This is a genomic window from Nitratireductor sp. ATLC21, from assembly GCF_057196525.1.
The window spans coordinates 949,147-972,211 of the sequence record NZ_JBXUOU010000002.1 but is presented as its reverse complement, the minus strand read 5'-3'; the positions used below and the strand labels follow the sequence as shown (position 1 = coordinate 972,211).

Sequence of the window (23,065 nt, the reverse complement as noted above, 5' to 3'; positions counted from 1 at the left end):
AAGGTCCTACTCTCGATTTCTCGATGCAGCGTCCCGGAGACTGGCACTCCAGGACTGAGGTATGAGATTTCCCGATTGCGCCTGGCGAATGTAGAAGTTCCACAGCTTAGCGATATGAAAGCCTCTTGGGCTCGATATTTGCGCAATCTCTTCTGCGGTGAGCGGCATCGGTTCCTGTCCTGCCTGAAGGACCATCATGTGCTGCCTGGCATTCTCGAGAAAATGCACGGCATCCACGAACAGGGCGGGCACCGTTTCAGCCGTCATCACCAATCCATGCGCGCGGATCAAAGCGGCATCGTGCTGTCCAAGCGTCTTCGCCAGAGCTGCGCCCTGTTCGGTTGTGGTTATCAGACTTGGATCAGGATGCGTGGGTATGCCTGAGGCCCAGCGCACCGCGCGCGCCCGCATTGGCTTCAGCTGGATGCCCTTCATCAAGGTGAAGGTGATCGCCAACTCCATGTGGCAATGCAATACGGCTCCCACATCAGGCCGGGCGCGGAGTATTTCCGTGTGCAACGCCAATTCGAGTGGTGGCTTCAGATCACCGTGAATGACCTTGCCATCCATATCAACAACAAGCAGCCGTGACGGATCAAGTTCGCCGCGCGAGTCCGAAGCCGACTGAATCATAAAATGCTCGCCGTCCGGCATGCGCGCGCTGATATGGCCGCTGTAGTCAAGTATGCCTTGAGCGACGAGCATTCGGGTCGCCGCAGCAATTTGTTCGGCCAGAATGGCGTGAGGGTCGTGATCCATGATGAAACATGCTCGCTATGCCGGAGGACAGGGCGCGCAGCGCGGCACACCCTGGTTCAGGGTTAGTCCGATACGCCGATGAATTCGCTCAAGCGTGCAGCCACTTCCGGCTTGGTTGCCAGAATTTCACTGACGGTTTTCTGCAATTGCTCGCCAGACAACGGGATGACGGAAAGTCCCTCATCTGCAGCGGCTTGGGCAAAAGCCGGGTCTGCCACCATCTCGTCAAACGCCTTGCGCAGGGCCTGCAGGCGCTCTTCCGGAACATTCGGCGTGGTAAAAATCGGCCGGCCCATGGCAGTCGGGGCAGACAGCAGCCGCAAAAGCTGCTCATCTTCGTCTGTCGATGCCAGCTCATAAAGCAATGGTACATCGGGAAGATCCGCCTCCCGCTGAAGGCCGATCTGCACCAGCACGTTGATGAGGCCCTCCTCGTACCAGCCGAGTGGTTTCAACGAGGCCCAGTTTACACTCCCGCGCCCGTCGACTTCCCCCGTTTCCATTGCGTAGTTTATATCATTGCCGCCAGGATATCCGCTTACGATCTCAAACTTCGTCCCCAGCAACGCATTCATGATCGATGGATATTGCGAAGAGGTGGACCCACCTGTTGCTCCGATAGGGATAGCGATCTGCTTGGCTTCATCGACTGACGAAACGTCAGAAGTATGCCAAGTGATAAGGACATTGTTTTCCATCGTGGGACTGCCGATGTAGCCGAACGCGCTTGCATCGAGTTCGAGCGACTCTCCCATCGCCTGCGCCACCGACAGCGACTGGTCCGCGGTGCCGAGAACCGTGCCATCCTGTGGTGCAACATTGTAGATGTAGCCAGCGGCAAGTCGACTGGACGCTCCAGGCATGTTGCGGGGCACGATCTCTGGATTGCCTGGAATATATTTTCCAAGATGTCTGGCGACCAGACGCGCATATCGGTCATATCCGCCACCGGAAGAGTATCCGATGATCATATCGATCGTCTTGCCCTGATAGAACGCCTCGACCGTCTCCTCAGCGTGACCAGGAGCCGCACAAACGGACCCAATCAGCATTGCTCCCAATAGACCCGACAGACCCGGAAGCCTTGATGCAAACGCCATGTTCTCCTCCCCAATTGTGTCGGGCGGCCCCTCCTGCGCCCTACGACGTAATTAGCACCCTTCCTGGTGCATCCGTCAAGTAAATATCGAAAAATTCCCTTATTATGAGATTTTCAAATTAAAGATCAGAGCGCTAAATATCACTCACATTTGCGAGTATCATTTTGATAAATATATATTATTTTCGTTTTCGTCTTTTGATTTTCGCTTTTTCATTCTCTTTTTATCCCGAATAATGGCATAAGAGACTTGGCGCAGATGACAACAAGAAATATGCGCAGAACGTGGTGCGTCGACACCAGCGCCACATCCAGATGCAATGCCAAGGCCAGGACACCCATCTCTGCCAATCCTCCCGGAGAATAGGCCAGGAGCAGTTCCGTCAAGGTGTACTCCGTGAGATGAGAGACACCAAAGGCGAAGGCGCAGCTCAGCAGGATCATCAAGAAACAGGACCCCAGTGAGGCCAGGAATATCTGCAGGATGTCCACGGTTCTGCTGCCTGCGAACCGGCAGCCGATCACCGAACCGAGGACCAACTGGGCCAAGGCAACCAATTCCCAGGGTGGCTTGAATGTCGAAATGCCGCTGATGTGAACAATCACACTGACGATCAGCGGCCCAAGAAGGTACCGCGCAGGCAGATTGACCAGCCGTCCGAGCACCAGGCCTCCAGAAAACGTGACAAGCAACCAGAGAAGGGAATCAGCCCGCATATCCAACAGCGAGATAGAAGAGGTTGCGGAGCGGACGATCTGCCCTCCTTCCACCCATTGGACGATAAACGGAATCGAGAACACGGTGAAAACGATGCGTGCGGCGTGCACAAGTGCAACGCGGCGAAGGTCAGCCCCACTGTTCTCACCGAGCAGCACCATCTCCACGACCCCGCCGGGCATGCCGGCAAAATAGGCTGTGGGAAAATCATACCGCGCCACGCAACGAAAATATGCCACGCAGACCGCGCCAGCCACCATCATGAAGGCCAGCAGCCCGGCGATCGTGGCCCACCAGTTGACTACATATCCCAACAATTGCGGCCCGTAGCCCGACCCGAGCATCACTCCGATCATGGCAGCCATGGGGGAACGAAAAACGGTCGGCGCGGCCAGCGGAGCGCCCAGCAAGCTCGCTATCAGGCAACCGGCTAGCGGACCGAGCATCCAAGGCATGGGCGCTCCGATCCAAAGGAAGAGGAGCGCCCCCGCTACCCCCACGCACAGAGCCAGCGAAGTGCGCGGATAATCTACCCGCTTAACTTGGGCAAACCAGGAACGCAGCCCACCTTTCATCTCTCACCGTTTGCCGGAGAAGTTGATATGGATGGTCTTCTCCTGAGTGAACTCCAAAAGTTCACTCAAGGATTCTTCACGGCCCAAACCCGACTGCTTGTACCCGCCAAACGGGGCACCGGGAAAATGCTTGGAGACGTCGTTGACCCATACATAACCCGCCTCCACAGCAGCAGCTACGCGATGGGCCCTTGCAAGATCATTTGTCCAGATGGAACAGGTCAGCCCGTAGTCGAGACCATTCACTTGCGACAGCAAGCTCGCTTCATCCTGCCAGTCGAAGACCGAAAGCACCGGGCCGAATATCTCTTCACGCGCGATCCGCATGTCAGATGTCACGCTGGTAAATACGGTCGGCTCGATAAAGCAGCCGTCCGCAAGCTCAGGCTCCGAAGGATGCCTGCCCCCCAGAAACAGCTTGGCGCCCTCTGCTTTCGCTCCATCGATATAGGCCATGACACGCTCATACTGCGCACGGTTGATCAAAGCGCCCATTGTGGTTTGGGGGTCCGTCGGCAGGCCGGGTTTGTATACCGCGATCTTTTCCGCCAAATTCTCCAGTACGGCATCGTGGATATCGGCATGAAGGAAAGCGCGGCTGGTGGAGCCACAGCTTTGTCCACACCAGGTGAAATTCATACCATCCGCCAACGCCTCGGCGACCCGCTCGGGTTCGGCATCGGGAAAGGCGATCAGCGCATTCTTTCCACCAAGCTCCAGAAGCACCGGTTTCAGCGTGTCCGCTGCCGAACGCATGACCGCCTTGCCCGTCGGAACGCTGCCGACCAATCCGACCATTGCAATATCCTGATGCGCTGAAAGCGCTTCTCCGACCTCCCGCCCTCCAGTGAGGACGGAAAACGCGCCGGCAGGCAGCAACCCACCGACCAGTTCCGCAAAGAGGACGCCGGAAAGTGGAGCCTGCTCCGGCGGCTTTACGATACAGGCGTTGCCGGCCGCCAAGGGGGCCGCCATCCGGCTGGATGTGAACATGAAGGGATGATTGAAGGCCACGATGCGCGCCACGACCCCCCGGGGCTCGCGCTGCGTCAGCGTGAGTGTTCCCTCTCTCCCTGGAATGGTATCGCCCTTCATCTCTGTGATGAGGCCGGCAAAGAAGTCGAACCGCTGCGCACCCTGCATCACATCGGCGCGCACCTTGGTGATCGGATTTCCAGAGTCCGCAGCTTCGATTTCACTCAACCTATCCACATTGGAGCGTATGACCCGAGCAATTTCGCGAAGAACGGCGGCACGTTCCGTCGGCGGCACGGCTCGCCAGGCGGCAAACCCTTCGCGTGCCGCAGAGACAGCAGCAGCGACATCATCAGCATCACCCTCAGCCACCCGTCCGATCACTGCCCCGGTGGCCGGATTTATGGTTTCAAAGGTTTTCCCATTGATCGGAGCATGCCAGGCGCCTCCATAATAAAGTTCCGGCTTCGAAACGAATGATCCCGACGAGGCATGATGGGCAACCACGGCAACACTCCAGTCATGAATTGAGCAAAAGAGACGGCGGCTCCGGCGCGCCTCGACTTGAAAAAACGGCGGGGCGCCTGGAGCCCCGCCGCAGCAGTTTATTGCGCCACCACATACGGCTTGACGCGATCGATCACCTCTTGCGGGTAATTCATCTGCTCTTCGATCTTGGCCTGCAGCTCTTCGCCGGTAAGCGTATCAATCAAATGATTGCGTTCCTTTGCTGCCGCAAGAAACTCCGGATCGGACACCATTGCGTTGAAGGCAGCACGAAGCGCTTCAACGCGATCTTCAGGCACATTGGGCGTGGTAATGACGGACCGACCGATTTCGGCGGCGCTGGCAACGAGGCGCAGGGCCTGCCGGTCCAGATCATTCTCACCGAGTTGCCCCACCGCAGGAACATCGGGCAGCAATTCATGCGGCGTCAGGCCAAGCTGCCAGACGACGTTCACAACACCTTCGGGTATCCAGGTCGGACGTGAAGCGCTCATGCCGGCTATACCCTGCATGGCACCATCGACCTCCCCCGTCTCCAGCGCCATCATCGCTGCGTTGGCGCCCTGATAGCCCTGAATAACTTCAAATTTGGTACCCACCATGTCGTTGAGCATGCGCGGAACGAAACTTGAAGCCGATCCGGCCCCCGTGGAGGCGAAGCTGACCGATTTCTCTTTGATCTCGTCCAGTGTGGTGATGCCAACATTCGACCAGATCATTCCCAGCTCGTATTCAGGCGTGATGCGGCCGATCGCGTTGAATTTGCGCGCGTCCAGATCGCCGGGCAGAACATTGAGCAGGCTATCGAGCGCCATCGACTGGACGGGAACGCTAAGCGCTGTGCCATCCTGAGCGGCCACATTATAGAGAAACTGGATAGCAGTCCGCCCGCCCGCGCCCGGCATATTTTCCACGATCACTTCGGGATTGCCTGGGATATGCCGCCCCAGGAATTCGGACACCAGCCGCGCATATAGATCGTAGCCTCCGCCCGGCCCAAAACCGACATAGATGGTGACCGTCTTACCGCTGTAGAAATCCTCCACAGTCTCCTGGGCTGCTACGGGTACGGCCTGCGTCGCAGAAAGCGCAGAAAGCCCCAGCGCCAGCGCGCCTGCCAACAGCCCGCGCCTGCTGATGCGCTGCAAAATCCCCAAACGTTCGTTTCTCATTTTTCTCTCTCCCTGTTCTGGCAAAAGCGCCTCCTCCCAAATTTCAGCCTTTGGTTGTGCCTGTAAGCGCATTGACCAAAGTGGCTGGATAGCTGGCGTCGGTAATCACCTCGACCACCGCCACCCTTCCCTCCTCGACCGCTGCTATGGCCTGCGTGATGGCGCTTTCGAGCTCCGCCTGGGTCGTGACCGGCCCAAAGGCCGCGCAACCCTGCGCCCTTGCCATATCAGCGAGGGCTATCTCCGGATCGTCCATCCGCATGCCGATCCATTTGTTCGAGACATCGCGCCCCCGCATGCGTGCGACTTTTTCCTGGTGAACCTCATCGTTGAAGAATGAGCGGTTGTTGGCGACGATCATCAACAGCGGGATTTTGTAGTGCACCGCGGTCCATAGGGCGGTAACCCCCATCAGGAAATCACCATCACCGCATATGGCGACCGGGAGGCGGTCTGCGCCCATGTCCCGCAGTGCAAGAGCCGCCCCCACAGCGTGGGCAGGACCAGCCCCCAAACCTCCTCCTCCATCCGAGCCGAGATAATCGAGTGGATGGTCGAACGGCCAATAACTGCCGTCCCAGGAAAGAGTCACATGTGTCAGGCAGCTCTGCCTTCCTCCCAGAAAATGCAGGAGGGTTCGAGCGATCGCTTCTACAGTCAGTTGCTTTCCGTCCTGCGCCGATAGCTCGGGGGCGCATGCACGGGCGGGCTTTGCGTTTGTTCCGCAAAGTTTTGCGCTGCCGATCATTAGCGCGGTGAATCTATCCGGATCCGTACTGACCACCAGATCAGCAGGTGGGTGCGCCTGGTGATCCATACTCCAGCCATTGTGGCTGTGATGATCGAGCCCGACATGAATAACTGTGCATTCCGGCCCCGCTGGACCGAAGGCCGCTGTCAAGGTGCCATTCAAATCGACCCAGTCCAAGGCTATCACCAGGTCGGCGGCCTTGAGAACCTCGAGCGTCGCTGCGCCATTTCGTCCACGCAGATCGCCGGCATACGCGTCGTGACTGGTGGGAAAGGCTGCGGCGACCTTCAGGTCGGTAATCACCTTGGCCCCCATGGCTTCCACCAGAGCCACTCGCCTTTGCCAGCTAACCTCATCACGGGAGACACGACCTGCCAGAACGACCGGACGCCGCGCCTTCCTGATCAATGCCCATACCTCTGAGACCGTCTCCTGATCGACGCCCGACCGGGCAGTACTGAGATAACGGCTGGCGTCAACTGACGGCAGCTCGGCATCGATCTCGCTTTCCTGCATTTCCGCATCGAGATTGATATAGACCGGCCCCATGGGCGCATTCTGCGACAGCCACGCACCCCGCAACACGGCTTCCCGGGCGGCTGCAGCCGAAGCAGGCTGGTTGTCCCATTTGACATAATTGCGGACCAGCGCGCCCTGATCAGCGGCGGTGTGGATCCAGTCGATCCACGGACGGCGCTTGCTGGCATCTACGGGCCCCGTGGCTCCAAGAACCAAGACAGGCATGCGGTCGCACCATGCATTGAAGATCGCCATGGTGGCATGCATCAGCCCAACGTTCGAATGCACCGCGGCCGCCATTGGCCGCCCGGTCACCTTGGCATATCCATGGGCGAGCCCCACGGCACTTTCCTCATGAAGGCAAAGGAGGATTTGCGGAGATCTGTTACCAAGAAAATTGACCAGGCTGTCATGCAGCCCACGGAAGCTCGCCCCCGGATTGAGCGCGACATAGTCAATGCCCGCATCGCGGAGAGTCTGAGCCACGACATCCGATCCAAACTGCGCCTTCTCGGCGGCGGCGCCGGAAGGACGCTCTATATCATCAAGTTGGGTCACGGTGGTCGAGGCAACCATCAGACATCACCGTCCAGTTGCCGCGGCTCGACCCCTGCCTGGTGACACCAATACTCCCAGGCTCTGTTATAGCCCTCACCCGGTTTGGCATCCGCCAAGCGGGACTGGACCTTTTCAACCTCTCCGGCCGTCAGGAAGGTAATCGGACCGAGTGCGGACGCGGCGATCTGAAGGCTCGCGTTCACCTCGAGATAGACGGCCGTATACACTGCTTCGCGGATCGAAGCGCCCACCACAGTGGAACCGTGCCCGCGCATCAAAGCGCTGTTTCCCTTGCCCAGCACGGAAGCAAAATCCTGCCCCATAGCCTGGTTGGAGATCAGCAGGTTGGTATCTCCAAAGCTGGTCTGAGCGTCCCAGACCGGCACCGCATGGCCGATGGTCGCACAGCTGTGAACCAACGGGCGCAGTTTTGCCTGCGTTACAGTGAAGGGGATGACACTGCGGGAGTGACTGTGAATGACGCAATGAACATCCGCGCGTTCCGTATAAAGCGCCCCATGAATGAACCGTTCCAAAAACGGCTTGCGGCTATCACCATGCATCGGCGTTCCATCGAGCTCAAACTCCATGATGTCTTCGCGCTCGACCAATTGGGGCGCACGCGCTCTCGAAAGCAGGTAGGCATTCGGATTGTCGGGATGGCGCACACTGATATGGCCGAAGGCGTCGCACACCCCCTGCGACGCCAGTATCCGGTTGGCCGCGACCATGTCGCTCAAAAGATTCTCGTATGTCGACACGCCTGCCATCCTCCCGCAAATCCGCTCCACCGCCGGAACTTGATTGCTGCAAAGGCTAGAATTTCTAGGCCTGAGGAGTCAACAGAATTATCGAAATAATCCTACAATATGCGAATTTCCTTAAATCTTACTCGATAGTGAACCCCGCAAAATGCAGCGTGTACACACGCACGAGCTGCGTGCGAATCGCACATCCAGCCCGGAAATGAGATCACTGCCAGCCTGCGCTATTCGAGCGATTTGGAGATGATACGCGAGCAGAAAACCACACGCTCGGCGATCGCTTCCTCGCGTTCGGCAGGCATGCTCGTTTCCGGCAGGGTCAGGCTCAGGCTACCAATGATTTCTTTTTTGCCATCAAAGATCGGCGCGGCGATACCAGTGACCCCTTTGGTGACTTGACCTGTCGTCTTGACCCATCCGCGCTGCCTGATGCCCTTAAGCGTTTCGCGAACTTCGGGCAGCGTATCCCCCAATCCGGCGAGCGCAAATTCACCAGACTGCTCATCATAAAGCTTTGTGAGCTGATAGGTGGAGAAATGCGCCAGCACCGCCAGCGAAGCCGCGCCCTGCAACAACGGACGCGCGCGGCCACGCTCATAGGTCGACCGGAACTGATCCGTGCTGGTTTCCTGATGAATACACAACACTTTCTGCTTGTATCGGCGACATAGAAGGCTGACGCCAGAATAGCCGAGCACAAGCTCATTCATGACGGGACGCGCCACATGTATCAAAGGATCTGTAGCAACAATCTGGTAGTCGAGCTCGATAACGCGCGGGCCAAGTGAATACCCACGCCCCGGAAACGTGGTTAGAAACCCGGCATCAGTCAGGGTCTTGAGATAGCGGTAAAGCGTCGATCGGGAAAAACCCAACTGCGCATGCATCTCATCAAAGCTCCACTCCGGCCGCTCCAGATCAAACAGATCAAGGACACTGAGCATTCGTTCGTGACTGAGCATAATCGACACCATCCCAAAGTTCGGGGAGGGCTCTGCGCAAAGCTGCCCTGATGCGGGCGCCCCTCCCCTTCGTCCTTATAGCCCGACTTCGAAACAGGCATCAATCTTGAGCCGAACGCAGCCCAAAAGGAAACAGACGCAAGCCTTTTGGATCATCTTTAATCCCATAAAATGAGATTTTTATTGACTGTCATTTACTCGACCGCTAATTACCGGGAAACGGATGATCGGGATGAGTAGAAACATGAAGACCGAAGTACTTATCGTTGGCGCAGGGCCAGTGGGGCTGACCTTGGCCATTGACCTTGGGCAGCAAGGCATCGACTGCATACTCATCGAGAAGAAGGCAGCACCGGAGTTTCTTCCAAAGATGGAGCGCTGCAACGCTCGCACCATGGAAATCTATCGACGCCTGGGCATCTCCGATCAGATCCGCAAGGCCGGCCTTGATGGCGACGTTCCGATGGACGTTTTTGTCATTACCAATATGACGGAACCGCCACTGCTGAGGTTAGAGTACGATTCTGTCAACAAGGCTTTGACTGAGATCAAGGCCAGCGAGGACACGTCTCAACCGGCCGAGCCCTATCAACTCGTCTCCCAGTACACTCTGGAGCCGCTGCTCAAATCCGTTGCCGAAGCCCTCCCCTCCGTCAAGGTGATGTACGGTACGGCGTTTGAATCCTTCGTCCAGGATCAATCCGGCGTGACTACCACAGTCCTTGGTTCGGACGGCTCCCGTTCTACCATCCACTCCAGCTACATGGCAGGCTGCGACGGCGGATCGAGCCAGGTTCGCAAAGCACTCGATATTTCGCTGCGGGGTGAAGGAAATCTTCTCAAGTTGCGCCAGGCGCTCTATCGATGCGATGAGTTGTTTGACCGTATCCCTATGGGAGACGGACCCGGGCATGGGCGGCACTACCACGTCGCCGACAATCAGGCCTCGTTTTTGATCATGCAGGATTCCACCAAACACTGGACATTGCACGCCGTGGTCGAGGACGATGACGCAATGGCAAGGCAGTTCGAGAAAATCATTGGCGCGCCGATCGACTACGAAATGCTTTATGTGGGCGAGTGGAAACAGAACCTGCTTCTGGCCGACCGGTATGGCGAAGGCCGTGTGTTCCTGGCAGGTGACGCAGCCCATCTGGTCATCCCAACGGGAGGATTGGGCATGAACACCGGCGTGGGCGATGCCATCGACCTGTCATGGAAACTTGCTGCCACACTGCGGGGCTGGGGAGGTCCTAAACTCCTGGAGTCTTATGAAATCGAACGCCGCCAGATCGGGGATCGCAACATTGGCGCTTCGCGCTATGCATCGCTGGGTCGGCGCAAATGGCGCGCCCAGTGGGCGCCAGGTTTCAATGACGACACGCCCGACGGCGCCGTATTGCGACAAAATCTGGCCGAGGTGGCAGACATCGAGCAGCGCAAGACCAATGAAATGATCGGCGCCGAACTCGGCTATCGCTATGTGGATAGTCCGCTTATATGGGACGAACCCGGCGGTCCTGAACACTTGTTCCGAACGTATGAAGCCTCGGCCTGGACGGGTACCCGGTTACCCCACATCTGGGTCAAACCCGATGTCTCGGTGAACGACCTGATTGGCAGGACCTATGCAATCGTAAGGATGGGACCCGGCAACGACGCGGTGGATGCAATGGTCGAGGCCTTTCGCCAGATCGGGGCGCCCATCACCGTGGTTGACCTTCCCGATGAGCGTTATCGAAAGCTCTATGGCAGTTCCTATTTTCTCGTCCGACCGGACCTTCACATCGCGTGGCGCGGTGAGGCGCTACCTTCTGACCCAGCCAAACTGGCCGCCCTTGCGACAGGCCACTCAGTCGACAAGATGGCGCGGTACCACGCCTGACATTATTGGCATAAGAAGAGCCCGGCATTCGCACGCCGGGCCTTCGCCAATCTCCCTCACCAATCTCATTGTGGGTGAAGTTCAATATCGCGAGGCGTCACCGCGCCCACGCCCCTCATCGAGGGGTAAAAACAGATCCTCAGCCTTCATCAGCCTACTGCTCAGTCCCTGTTCGAACGAGTAACGCGCCAAAGTCTCGATATTGGTGCGGTTTTGTGGACCCAGGCCGTAGGCCCAGGGGTCTTCGCCAAGGATGGCTTCCTGCTCTTCCCATGCCTCGCGATACCATGCCAGCGGCACGATGCGCGGATTGAGCATGCGCTGCATCGCCATTCGCCGCGACGCATCAAACGCTTTATAGAGATTGATTGCCACCCAGGGATGGCGCTGCACAATCTCGCGCTTCAGCGCCGTGACGTGCATGATCGGAAAAATTCCGGTCCGTTGAAAATAAGCAATTTCCTCGGCCTTGTGATCCTTAAACAAACGGCCGACACGGGGGTCGTGGGTCTGAATGGATTTGATGATATCGGGATGAAGCAAGGCATCGATCTCGCCCTCGGCGAGCATGTCTTCGATGTTTTTTCCCTCGCTGATCTTGGACAGTTTCAAGCCAGACGGCAGGGAAAGATCCACGTCTTCATCGAGCTGCGAATACCAATCGATCGACTGGTGAGGAACACCATAATGTTCCTCCAGAATCCCGCGCAACCACAGCGTCGCGGTGACAATATAGGATTTCACGCCAACCTTGCGGCCAATTAGATCCTTTGGCTTCCTGATGCCCGAGGCGCTGTTCGTGAAGATAAAACCGTGCCGAAACCGCCTATGGAGAAAAACGGGAATGGCTTCAAGGTCCTGCCCAGCAGCCTTTGCTGCGATGTAGCCCGAGGCAGAGACTTCTGCGACGTCGAATTCTCTGTTTCGCAGAAACCGCCAGTGGCGTGTGGTCGAATCCATATTCGTGATGAAGGTGAGATCGATGCCATCCGCCTTCACCAGCCCCTCGCGCAATGGTCTGATGATTTCATAATCGCCGCAGGCCAGGGTGAGATGTAAATTCTTGGACATTCGCTAACTTTCAAACGACATCCCGGCCCCACCCGATTGCTGCGGGGCCGGAAACTGGAATCACGGAGTGAGAATTCCCTTCACCCGCGCAGCAAGCGCCTCGGTTGTGTTGGCATAAACATCCTCCACGATGGACTGTATCTTCTCACCGTTCAGATAGTTGAGTTCAAGCCCGGCTTGTTCTGCTTCCTTGACGAAATCCGGGTCAGACAAGGTCGCCTCGAACGCGTCGCGTAGCAGACGAATACGCTCCTGTGGAACATCCGGCGGGGCAAGATAGGGGCGCCCAAGTGCCTGTCGGGCCAGAATAAGATTGACCAGAGCTTTGTCCTCAGGAGTTTCTATGAGGCTGGACAGGGTCGGTACATCAGGTAGGTCCGGGTGCGCTGTGCTGCCCATTTGCACGAGGACCTTGATGCGCCCGCTGTCCAGCCATTCCTTTTGCGATGCCACGACACTTGACCACGACCAGCCGCAACGACCTTCAACCTCACCATTCTCCATCGCCAGGTTGATAGCGCCGCCGCCGCCATATCCACTGACGATCTCAATCTTCGTTCCAATCACCTCATTCATGACACGGGCAAATTGCTCCCCGTCCGCGGTTGGCCCGTCTCCGCCCATAACCATCCCTCTGGTCATGAGATCATCGAGACTTCCAATGCCGGACTCAGCCCAGGCCACACACACGCTGACTTCATCATTGGCGCTGCCAATCCAATTGAATTTGGTCGCGTCAAACTGAACCGAGCCGTCGTCCTGACCGGTCAACGCGAAGAAAGGGACGGCGCGGCTGATCGTGGCGATGGCAGTGCCATCTTTCGGTGCCACGTTGTAAAGCCAGTTTGTAAGCAGCATCGAGCCGGCGCCCTCCATATTCATGGGGATCACGCTCGGCTCACCAGGCAGATGCTTGCCCAGATGGTTTGCGATCAAGCGGGCGTAAAGATCATAGCCGCCGCCCGGACCGAACCCGATATAGAGTTTTACCTCCTCCCCCGCGAAGGTTTCTTCTTGTGAGAATGCCGGCGCTGCCACCGCCCCGATCGTCAGGGAGAGCGCAACGGAACATAGAAGTGATTTCAATAGATTTTCCTCCTCCTTGCATGGCTCTTCGGCCATCACGATCTCACTATATACTAATCCTATAATACGAGATAGATATCTAAACCCTTTGGAGGAATTCTTAGGATTCTGCGTGAGTTTCTGGAATTTTTCCGTTAAACATATGTTTTATTTTTGTTTTTTTGAGCGCGCTCTTCGGAAACGAAAGAATAGCGTAATTCCATATTACAAGATTTTTATAATCTCGCGCCATCGCCATCGAGAGATCGGCCCTCTATGCCGCGAGAGATGCTGCGGGTTCGCGCTTGATCTATCCGCCACGCCGTGCGCCTACGCCCGCACCTTCCTGATTGAAGGCATAGGAATGCCGTTGCGGATTTTGTACCCCTTGATAACTTCCGAGACCGTGCCGGCGAGGGGCAAGCTTATGCGCGCATGGTCGGCTTCATCGAGCGCTATGCGCATGTCCTTTTCCGACCAGGGCATCGGCTTTTCTTCGGCTCGCGTCGTGAGAGACCAATTTTGAGCGCTCGAGAGACAGAGGGCTTCACGCACCTTCTGCGGATCCACCCCCATTTTCTCCACCAGACGCAGCGCCTCGTCATTGGCCGACATGCAGGCCCAAAGGATCATATTGTTGGCCATCTTCGCGACCTGCCCGGCACCAAATCCGCCGAGATGAAAAATATCGCTGGCGAAGGTTTCGAACGCAGGACGCCATTTTTCGAACAACGCCGTATCCCCACCCCCGAAAAGCAGAACATCCCCGGTTTCCAACGCCGCTTCGCCGCGCGCCGAAGGCAGGTCAATCAACCCAACACCGCTCCCCACCAGACGCTGCTCCAGTTCCCACGCATAGCTGGGGGATATGGTCGATCCAATCGCTATATCGACCTCGCCCTTCGCACCCGCCAGAATACCGTCATCAGAGAACAGAACCGCCTCGACTTCGTTGTCGAACCCGACGAGAATGAGGACGAGGTCGGCAACCCGCCCCACCGCCGCCGGTCCGTCGAGTACGGTAATTCCGACTTTGGCGGCCTCAGAGCGCGCCGCCTCGACCGGGTCGCATCCGACCACGGCGTAACCCGCCGCAAGGAGATGCCTGCCAACAGGCCGCCCCATCTTCCCTAACCCGACGATGCCAATGGTTGTCTGCTTCCCGGTGGCGGCTTGTTTCATTGTCGACCAGCCCTAGCGATGCTGCGTGATGATGTCGACAAGCGCTGGCCTGCCGGCTTTTACCTCGGCAAGCGCGCGCCGGATTGCCGGACCGACTTCTTGAGGATCATCAATCGGGCCTTCGCCATACATCCCCATGGAGCGCGCCAACGCACCGAAATCCGGGTCGGGCCCGAACAGATCCATACCAATATGCGCCCTGGCTTCGTCGGTATTGCGGTCGCGCGCCACGGCAATCTGATGGTCCCAGTCATTGTAGTATGCACGGTTGTTGAACATCACGATCAGGATGGGGATTTCGTATTTTGCGGCAACCCACAGAGCCCCCGCGTCGAACATCAGGTCGCCGTCAGGTTGAATGTCGACGACAATACGGCCCGTTCCCTTGTGCGCCAGGGCCACGCCCAGTGAAATCCCGATCTGGGTGGCGGTACCCAGATCAGTGCCGGGATGCTGATGCGGCTTGTCGAAGGTCCAGGTCTTTCGCGCCCATTCTTTCAGGGTATGACCCGAAAGCACCCAGTCTTCATCCTTGATCGCATCCCAGATTTCCAGCGATAGGCGACCAAGGCTTACCGGAGAGCTATCCCAGTTTTCCCTGGCCTTGTCCTGCCATTCATTCCAAAGCTGCTGCTGACGCCTTCCCTGCTTCTCTTTGCGCGCGGCAATTCGTGCCTGCGCGGCCGGGTCACGCGCAATGCGCTGTGCACATAGGCGCGTCAATTCAGGGATTCCCAATATGGTGTCGCCCAAAGCCCGAATGGAGCAATGCTGCATCCGCCCATAGTCGAACGACCATTTCGAGATGCCCACCTCGGCAATGCCAATTTCAACCCACTCGCAACTGTCCGGCGCAAGAGGGCGTACAGCGCGTTCCGTCATCACATATTCGCAGGTCTCCTTCTCCCAGTCGCGCATATCGAGCCCGACAATGAGATCTGCATTTCGGAACACGGATTTGTCGTAGCTGGCGTTTAATGGATGTCGGTTGGGAAAGTTTAGAGCGCTTTTCGCGTCCCATACGGGCGCACCCACTGTTTCAGCGAGCGCGATCATGTTTTCGAACCCACCCTTTTGACGCCCCACATACTGAGCAATCAATACAGGATGCTCAGCCGCCACCAGCTTGTCGGCGATCGCTTCAAGCGCGCGCGGATCCGGCATCATGGGAGTTGGGGTTCGGGCAGCGTCCGGCGGCGGAAGAGCAACGGGACTTTTGAGTTCCTCTTCCTGCATGGCCGCATCGTAACACATATAGATGGGCCCCTGGGGCTGCGTTGTCATAATGGAATAGGCCCGCGCGAAGGATTCCGGCACGCCCTCAATCGCCGTGGGCTGGTAATCCCACTTGGTATAGAGGCGAACGGCATCGCCCTGAACGAGTGCTGTGTGAGTCCAGTCGATCATCGGGCGACGCTCACCTTCATGCATCGGTCCCGTCGCGCCCATGATGAAGATCGGCACCCTGTCGATGAAGGCGTAGTAGATCGCCATATTCGAGTGCAGCAATCCGACGAGATTGTGAAGGATAACCGCCATCGGCTCGTTCGTTGCCTTGGCATAGCCGTGCGCAATCTGAACAGCTGTTTCCTCGTGCTGGCACAGCATCATGGGAGGTTCATTGTTTCCGTAATTGATCAGAGAATCGTGCAGACCCCTGAAGCTCGCTCCCGGATTCATGGTGATGAAGGGAAATTCATAACGTTTGATCAAATCGACGATAACGTCGGAATTGTACCCCTTGTATGCCCCTTCATCCGACATGCCACCCTCCACTTCCTTCAGTTACGGACAACCGCAATACAAAAGAGAGGGCCGTAAGTCAAAAACAATCCCGTTTTATGAGATAATTATCTCTCTTATCCTCTGGTTCCGCCGTACCAGTCGATGAATTTTGAGAAAAAATCAGCGACTATCCGCTCCGCACGGACCGATTGCTTATCGCAGAAAATGAGATTTTATACTGAACTTCTACAGCTTTGAGGCCAGGCGAATACACCTCGACTGGTTAGCCTTGAAACCGGTGTCCATCAGCACTCTCGGTGCACCAACAAGGCGACGGGCCGTTGCGGGATTGGGCGAGTCCCAAGCTTGTTTGCCACATTCAACGCCGATGGAAATCTCGTCGGTCGCCTGCCCACGCACCGCCATATGCTTCATGCAGCTGCAATCAATCATTGATCGCAAAAACCAATTCCACACTCGCCATGGGCCAGCAACCGCGATTGAATTCTATCACTTTTCCAGAGGCATCGCGGTTGATCGAAGTGACGTATTGGACCGGGGTCTGCGGTGAAATCTCAAGAATTTCCGCCTCTTCCTTGCTGGCAAACCCACCAAGAACGCGTGTTTCGGAGCGGCGATAGTTCTTTATTCCGGCGTTGCGGAAGACTGCACGAACCGATCCGTTTTCATGGTAGCGCTCTTCGAAATCGGGAAAACGGGAGATCGGAAACTCCTTGCGCGACACATAGATCGGCGCACCGTCCAGCTGTCGGAGGCGATGGAGAAATATCACCGGCTCACCAGGTGCGATTGCGAAGAGATCCGCAGCCTCCGCACTGGCCCTGCCCCGCCCTAGCCACAGGTTTTTTGAGGAGATGCTTCCCCCATCGACGAGCAGCGATTCGGCAAACTGCATGTCGTTGCGGATGAGAAAACGGCGTGGACGCTGCCGCACAAAAATACCCACACCCTTGCGCGCCTGTAGAAGACCTTCGTTCTGATGCAGTGCCAGCGCGCGCCGCATGGTGATCCTGCTCACGCCGAAAAGATCGGCGAGATACACCTCGCCGGGCAAGCGCGAGCCGGGGGACACCAGCTCCTGCCGAATGGCATCCGCAAGGCGGTCATAGATCTGCAGCCATATGGGGCGGGCCGATCTCGGTGCGTAGGGCCTGGCCGCGAGCGCTGCAAGTTCCGGGTTTTCTGCCTTCACCAGATCGCCCGCCAACAATTCAGCCACGCTCGAAAACCTTTCTGCCTGCAACAAACACGGCACGAATGTCGCGCGTCCTTTGGTCGATGACAAGCAGATCGGCCCGCAGGCCCGGGGATATTCGACCGCGATCAGTCAGACCAACAGCTTCCGCGGGGTTGCTCGATACGATTTTCCAAGCCTCTTCCAGTGGCAGCACACCCTCATCCACGAGCCGGAACGCAGCATGGCGTTGAGCAGGGTAGTAATAGTCGGAAGCAAGTATGGAACAGTGCCCCGAGCGCACCGCTCCGGTGGCGCACATTGCGCCATTATGACTACCGCCTCGCACCACATTGGGCGCCCCCATCACCACATGCTCCCCGGCTGAGCGTGCGGCCGCGGCCGCCGCCTCGGTCAGCGGGAATTCGGACACGCTGACGCCCTTGCCGCGCGCCTCGATCCTGTCTTCCACGGTCTCCTCGTCATGGGCGAAAACGGGCACATCGTGCTGAAGCGCACCCTCGCAAATGCGCCTGATCGCGGGCGGCACTTCACTGCGCCGCGCCCACACATCGTCGATGAGGCCCTTAACCTGCCGCGAGGACATGCCCATGCGCGCAGCCATCCGCTCCAGTTTCGGCGCACCGATTTCCAACGCGCGGTTGGCAGTCGTATGGTCATTGACCGACAAGATATCACCCGCTCCATTCTGCAGCCATGCCAGAACCTCGTCCACGTGGTCGACGGCGAACGTTTCCCAGCGGATGTTCAAACGTGTGTCGGTGGCAAGGCCGGGCGCATATTCACGATGCGCAGAAACGAGCTCGCGTGCGCACTCGATGCTGCGCAGGCCCGGTTCCCACGACACGGTGAGACCGTGATAGGCGGTGGTTATTCCATTCGCCAGAAGCTGTGCGCCTGCTTCGGCAAAAGCCACCCCCGCAGGAAATCTCACACCCGGTCGCGGTTCGATGATCCTCTCGAAAGCATCGCCATGAACATCGATGATCCCGGGCAGCACCCAGGCTCCCGATGCGTCTATAGCTCGTGTTGCCTCGCCGCTTTCCCGCTGAATGATCCCCTCGGCCAGGTTCAGGCTCCGCACTGCAAAACCTTCTTCAGTCAGGACCTCGCCACCTGAGATCGTCCATTCGTCCATCATGTCGGATACCGCTCTGTTCGTCACGAAAGTGTTATGGGCATCCTCTATGAACGCGGTGTGTGACATCCCTGTGTATACAGCAATCCTTGGAGAGAAGATGATCCGCTCACTTGCCACCGCCGTCGCTCTGGTGTTCGCCGGGGCCGTTCAGGCCGCCCCCCTCAAATTCGCGGTAACCGATATTGAGGGTCTGGAAGCACTTCAGCAGGAGTTTGCACCCTTCGAGGAGGCTCTCGAGGCGGCCTCAGGACAGGACATTGAATTGCTGCCGGTCAGTTCCCGCACCGCCGCCGTCGAGGCGTTGAAGCAGGGCCAGGTCGATCTGGTTCTAACGGGGCCGGCTGAATATGTCGTCATCGACGGCCTGACGGACGCGGAGATCGTCACGGCCTGGCAGCGCCCCAATTATTATGCGCAGATCGTCGTCATGTCTTCAGGGCCCATCAAGACCGTTCAGGATCTCAAGGGCAAGACGGTCACATTCGGTTCCGTTGGGTCCACATCCCAGCATCTCGGGCCGGCGCAGGTTCTGGCTGATTTCGGGCTGGCATACGGCTCGGACTACAAGCCCCAGATCATTTCCCGCAATGTGGCAGCGGAAGCTCTGATACGCGGGGATGTGCAGGCCATCGGGATGAACGAGGGGCATCTTTCCTCCATCCGCGAAGCTTTCCCCGACCAGTCCTTCACCGTCATCGCGCGTGGACGCGACCTGCCCAATGATGTGCTTGTGGCGCGGAAGGATGCCGACCCCGAAGCGATTGCGGCTATCAAAAAGGCGTTTGTGGAACAGTCCGACAAGCTCATGGCTGCAGTCCTCAAAGGCGACGACAACCAGAAGTACAAGGGCGGCTTCTTCCTCAACGAGGTGAGTGACAGCGACTACGACTACGTCCGGTCCATGTATGCCACGATCGGTGTCGACAGCAATGCCTTCGTCGGCGAGTGAAGCTCTTCTTGAGCGCCCCGTGCAGGAACCCCAGCCGGGGATTCCGGCACGGGTGTGCCCGCCGATGCCGGACGCATCCGGTCAAGGCGGGAAAAGCGCGATGGTTGTCGATGCCAGGAGCCTGCGCAAGTCCTACGAAAACCGTCCTGAGGTGCTCAAAGGGGTGGACCTCAAGATCGCCGCTGGCGAGCGCGTGGCGCTGATCGGCGCGAATGGCTGCGGCAAATCCACCCTTTTGCGCTGTCTGATCGGTCTCCACGACATATCGGGGGGCTCCCTGGCCACAATGGGGCACGATCTGACGGCTGGACGACACACGGCAGCGCGGCGCCATGTCCGTCTTCAAACAGGGTTTGTGTTCCAAAAACATTGCCTTGTTCGCCGAAGGACGGTCCTCTCGAACGTTGTTCATGGCTTCTTCGGCGACGCCGGTAGCTGGCGTGCCCATGCGCATGGACTGGCGCCTGCCGCCTGGCGCAAGCGCGCCATGGAGGCGCTGGAAGAGGTTCGCCTTTCCGACCGCGCACTGAGCCGCGCCGACACACTTTCCGGCGGGCAACAGCAGCGTGTCGCAATTGCGCGCGCTCTGGTGCGCCGCCCTCGCCTTCTCATTGCCGACGAGCCGGCTGCGAGCCTTGATCCATTGTCCGGGAAAAACGTGATGGAGCTGTTTACCGGGCTGTGCTCCTCACATGACATCACACTGCTTTTCACCTCGCACGACATGGAGCATGCGCTGACCTATTCGAGCCGGGTTGTGGCTCTGCGAAACGGACGCATTCTCTTCGACAAGGCGAGCGACAAGGTTTCGCAAAGCGATCTGAAAGACACGTTCGATGGCTGAACACAGGCACATGGTTCCCAGCCGCCTTTCGGGGATCACACCCCTCCATTTTGTGGTTCTCGTCACGCTCGCGGCTGTGATCCTTGGCTCCATGGGACAGGTCGCCCCTTCGCCCGGGCAGCTCGCCGCGGGCGCGCCGGGCATGGTCAATCTGATGGGCCGGATGATGCCGCCAAACCTCGAGCCGGACTTCCTCTGGCGGATTGCCGTGCGCATTCTCGAGACCTTTCAGATCGCTTTGGTCGGCGCGGCCATCGGTATTGCCATCAGCCTGCCTGTCGGCTGGCTTGCAGCGCGCGGCGTTTCTCCGCTCGGACGGGGCCACTATGTGTTCAAGATGCTGACCTCGCTGCTGCGCACCGTGCCCGATCTTGTCTGGGCGCTGCTTTTCGTGGCAACGGTCGGACTGGGCGCCGTCGCCGGGACGATGACAATCGTCGTCGACACAATCGGGTTTTGCGGCCGGTTCTTTGCGGAAGCCATGGAGGATGCGGAGAAAGAGCCCCAGGAGGCGCTGGCAGCCATCGGCGCAGGACGCGGTTCCATCCTTCTCGGCGCCGTGTTGCCCGATGTCGCGCCCTCGCTCACGAACTCGGCGCTCTTCGCGCTCGAAAAAGCCGTTCGCTCATCCGTGGTGCTCGGATTGGTCGGTGCCGGCGGGATTGGCCAGGAACTGAAGGTCGCGTTTGATCTCTTCCAGTATCGCAATGCGTCGACCATCATTCTGGTGATCTTTGCGATCGTGCTTGCGATGGAATTCATCACCGACCGGCTGCGCGCACGCATCCAGTAAGATCAAATGGCGATGAGCTTCTGCTGCTACCCATTACTCCCACTCGATTATTCTTACTCATCCTAAGTATCTGATATAATTTTGGAAAACAAAACTTTCATACCAGTGCACCGTGATTGGTACCGTCAAGAACCTAGCATCTTGATTATACTGAGTTTTCAGGAACACACCTGATCAAAGAAAATCCGCAGACTATCTGCATCTATCGACCGTCGCACGAAGAAGCCGTTAACAGCATTCTGTTCGAAAACAAGGATTTTGGCCTGCTGCGCTCGATGGACATGGCGTGGTGTGGTTGCCTCACATCTATGCTGCGCCCGACATCGCCAACGGGCGCCTGGTGCAACTCTTCGCCGAAGCCGAAGAGGCCACCTGAAGCGAGCGCTGTTACTATCTATGTTGGAGCGAGACCAAAAACCGCCCTGCTTTCAGGGCATTTCATCAGTGGATTGTTCGGCAGATTAAGAAACAGAGGGATTAAGGCTTGAGATCTCCCGTGTACCCCTTCGGGGCAACCGCCGCTTGGTTGTCTGAAAATATTTGTCGGGTTGTTGCAGGTCTTCAAGGTGACATCTCACCCCACCAATATCGCCCGGAAATCATTGACATTGGTTAGTGTGGGGCCGGTCTTGATCAGGTCATTTAGCCCGGAGAAAAACCCATAGCTGTCATTGGCCGCCAGAAGGCTGCGGGCGTTGAGGCCCAGCCGGGCGGCGCGCGCAAGGGTGTCTGGCCCGATGATGGCACCGGCGGCATTTTCTGTGCCGTCAATGCCATCGGTGTCGGCTGACAGGACATAAATGCCGGCTTCTCCCTTGAGAGCCAGGGCGAGCGAAAGCAGAAACTCCGTGTTTCTGCCACCGCGACCTGATGCGCCCGGTGCGATCGTCACCGTGGTCTCTCCACCGGATAAAAGCACTGCCGGTCGTTGTGCCAATGTGCCGTGCCGTGCGCAGGAAAGTGCTATCCCGCCCAGAACGGTCCCCGCATGGCGCGCTTCCCCCTCAATGGCATCGCCAAGAAGGACGGGAGTCACGCCCGCTTCCCGCGCCACTTCGGCAGCCGCTTCAAGCGAAAGCCGGGGCGTCGCGATGAGGCGGAAATCCGGTTGCGCGGAAGCGGAAGGTTTTGATCGTGCCAGAAGAACCTGCCGTGCTGCTTCGGGCAGTTCCGGTCCCAATCGGTCGACGAGGGAAGAGAGATCGTCAGCTGCTGTCGGATCAGGAACCGTTGGCCCCGAGGCGATGGCTGCCGGATCATCGCCAGGAATATCGGAAATCGCCAAGGTAACCAGGTGCGCGGGGGCTGCTGCCCGCGCCAGGCCGCCGCCCTTCACAAGCGACATGCGCCTGCGTATGCGGTTCATGTCGTCAATGGGCAGGCCCGACCGAAGCAGCAGCCGGTTTACCTGAAACTTGTCTTCCAGCGTCAAGGGCGGCTTTGGCAGGGGCATTAGCGCAGACCCGCCCCCTGAGATCAGGGCGAGGACGAGATCATCCGGCCCCGCCTGCCGTGCCATTTCGAGGATTTCGCCTGCAGCCCGCGCGCCGGCCATGTCCGGCACGGGATGTGCAGCCTCCCGCACTGCGATCCGCTGGGTGGGCACGGCGTGGCCATATCGCGTGACGACCACGCCGGACATATCCACCTCCGGCCAGGCGTGTTCCACAGCGCGCGCCATGGCGGCGGCCGATTTTCCCGCACCAACCACAATGCAGCGACCCCTGGGCCTTTCCGGCAGGTATCGGGCCAGAACTCTCGCAGGGTCGGCAGCGCCGATGGCAGCGTCCAGCATCTGGCGCAAAAGCGTATGAGCGTGCGGGGGTTGCATGAGG

At 58.1% G+C, this 23,065-nt stretch carries 19 protein-coding genes; 4 read left to right on the top strand and 15 right to left on the bottom strand.

Going from position 1 to position 23,065, the window contains the following annotated elements; translation table 11 throughout:
* Positions 1–6 precede the first annotated feature (6 nt).
* The 8 genes from AC2CHD_RS12200 to AC2CHD_RS12165 form a co-directional block, all read right to left on the bottom strand.
* Positions 7–759: a class II aldolase/adducin family protein gene (locus tag AC2CHD_RS12200; protein WP_484553901.1), complete on the bottom strand. Its 753-nt coding sequence runs from the start codon at positions 757–759 to the stop codon at positions 7–9.
* A 62-nt stretch (positions 760–821) separates the two neighbouring features.
* Positions 822–1,859: a Bug family tripartite tricarboxylate transporter substrate binding protein gene (locus AC2CHD_RS12195; RefSeq protein ID WP_484553900.1), complete on the bottom strand. Its 1,038-nt coding sequence runs from the start codon at positions 1,857–1,859 to the stop codon at positions 822–824.
* A 212-nt stretch (positions 1,860–2,071) separates the two neighbouring features.
* Entirely contained in the window at positions 2,072–3,151 is a 1,080-nt protein-coding gene (locus tag AC2CHD_RS12190; protein ID WP_484553899.1) for an AbrB family transcriptional regulator, read from the bottom strand.
* Between the two features lie 3 nt (positions 3,152–3,154).
* Positions 3,155–4,633, bottom strand: a complete 1,479-nt coding sequence (locus AC2CHD_RS12185) for an aldehyde dehydrogenase family protein (RefSeq protein WP_484553898.1) — start codon at positions 4,631–4,633, stop codon at positions 3,155–3,157.
* Between the two features lie 98 nt (positions 4,634–4,731).
* A complete protein-coding gene (locus tag AC2CHD_RS12180; RefSeq protein ID WP_229447683.1) occupies positions 4,732–5,805 on the bottom strand; it encodes a Bug family tripartite tricarboxylate transporter substrate binding protein in 1,074 nt (357 codons plus the stop codon).
* Between the two features lie 43 nt (positions 5,806–5,848).
* Entirely contained in the window at positions 5,849–7,651 is a 1,803-nt protein-coding gene (locus AC2CHD_RS12175; protein WP_484553897.1) for a thiamine pyrophosphate-binding protein, read from the bottom strand.
* Positions 7,651–8,394, bottom strand: coding sequence for a class II aldolase/adducin family protein (locus AC2CHD_RS12170; protein WP_484553896.1), 744 nt, complete (start codon positions 8,392–8,394; stop codon positions 7,651–7,653). Before AC2CHD_RS12170 ends, AC2CHD_RS12175 begins: the two co-directional genes overlap by 1 nt.
* Positions 8,395–8,621: 227 nt before the next feature.
* Positions 8,622–9,359, bottom strand: a complete 738-nt coding sequence (locus AC2CHD_RS12165; protein ID WP_229447686.1) for an IclR family transcriptional regulator — start codon at positions 9,357–9,359, stop codon at positions 8,622–8,624.
* A gap of 244 nt (positions 9,360–9,603) precedes the next feature.
* Between AC2CHD_RS12165 and AC2CHD_RS12160 the strand changes: the two genes are divergently transcribed.
* Positions 9,604–11,244, top strand: coding sequence for an FAD-dependent monooxygenase (locus tag AC2CHD_RS12160; protein WP_484553895.1), 1,641 nt, complete (start codon positions 9,604–9,606; stop codon positions 11,242–11,244).
* A gap of 81 nt (positions 11,245–11,325) precedes the next feature.
* Here AC2CHD_RS12160 and AC2CHD_RS12155 read toward each other — a convergent pair whose 3' ends face one another.
* From AC2CHD_RS12155 to AC2CHD_RS12130, 6 genes are all read right to left on the bottom strand, one after another.
* Entirely contained in the window at positions 11,326–12,315 is a 990-nt protein-coding gene (locus AC2CHD_RS12155) for an ABC transporter substrate-binding protein (protein ID WP_229447688.1), read from the bottom strand.
* 60 nt (positions 12,316–12,375) lie between these two features.
* Positions 12,376–13,401 carry a Bug family tripartite tricarboxylate transporter substrate binding protein gene (locus tag AC2CHD_RS12150; RefSeq protein ID WP_484553894.1) on the bottom strand — a complete coding sequence of 342 codons (1,026 nt, stop codon included), beginning with the start codon at positions 13,399–13,401 and terminating at the stop codon, positions 12,376–12,378.
* A 309-nt stretch (positions 13,402–13,710) separates the two neighbouring features.
* A complete protein-coding gene (locus AC2CHD_RS12145) occupies positions 13,711–14,562 on the bottom strand; it encodes an NAD(P)-dependent oxidoreductase (protein WP_484553893.1) in 852 nt (283 codons plus the stop codon).
* A gap of 12 nt (positions 14,563–14,574) precedes the next feature.
* Positions 14,575–16,326 (bottom strand): thiamine pyrophosphate-binding protein, encoded by a 1,752-nt coding sequence (locus tag AC2CHD_RS12140; RefSeq protein WP_484553892.1) that lies wholly within the window; start codon positions 16,324–16,326, stop codon positions 14,575–14,577.
* Between the two features lie 406 nt (positions 16,327–16,732).
* A complete protein-coding gene (locus AC2CHD_RS12135) occupies positions 16,733–17,527 on the bottom strand; it encodes a GntR family transcriptional regulator (RefSeq protein WP_484553891.1) in 795 nt (264 codons plus the stop codon).
* Positions 17,520–18,644 carry an alpha-D-ribose 1-methylphosphonate 5-triphosphate diphosphatase gene (locus AC2CHD_RS12130; RefSeq protein WP_484553890.1) on the bottom strand — a complete coding sequence of 375 codons (1,125 nt, stop codon included), beginning with the start codon at positions 18,642–18,644 and terminating at the stop codon, positions 17,520–17,522. The genes AC2CHD_RS12135 and AC2CHD_RS12130 overlap by 8 nt, the downstream gene beginning before the upstream one ends.
* Before the next feature lie 97 nt (positions 18,645–18,741).
* Between AC2CHD_RS12130 and AC2CHD_RS12125 the strand changes: the two genes are divergently transcribed.
* The 3 genes from AC2CHD_RS12125 (at position 18,742) to phnE (ending at position 21,230) form a co-directional block, all read left to right on the top strand.
* Positions 18,742–19,593, top strand: coding sequence for a PhnD/SsuA/transferrin family substrate-binding protein (locus AC2CHD_RS12125; RefSeq protein ID WP_484553889.1), 852 nt, complete (start codon positions 18,742–18,744; stop codon positions 19,591–19,593).
* A 100-nt stretch (positions 19,594–19,693) separates the two neighbouring features.
* Positions 19,694–20,437 (top strand): phosphonate ABC transporter ATP-binding protein, encoded by a 744-nt coding sequence (locus AC2CHD_RS12120; protein WP_484553888.1) that lies wholly within the window; start codon positions 19,694–19,696, stop codon positions 20,435–20,437.
* Complete coding sequence (gene phnE, locus AC2CHD_RS12115) at positions 20,430–21,230, top strand: phosphonate ABC transporter, permease protein PhnE (protein ID WP_484553887.1); 801 nt, start codon at positions 20,430–20,432, stop codon at positions 21,228–21,230. Before AC2CHD_RS12120 ends, phnE begins: the two co-directional genes overlap by 8 nt.
* A 574-nt stretch (positions 21,231–21,804) precedes the next feature.
* Here phnE and AC2CHD_RS12110 read toward each other — a convergent pair.
* Positions 21,805–23,061 carry a glycerate kinase type-2 family protein gene (locus AC2CHD_RS12110; protein ID WP_484553886.1) on the bottom strand — a complete coding sequence of 419 codons (1,257 nt, stop codon included), beginning with the start codon at positions 23,059–23,061 and terminating at the stop codon, positions 21,805–21,807.
* Positions 23,062–23,065 lie beyond the last annotated feature (4 nt).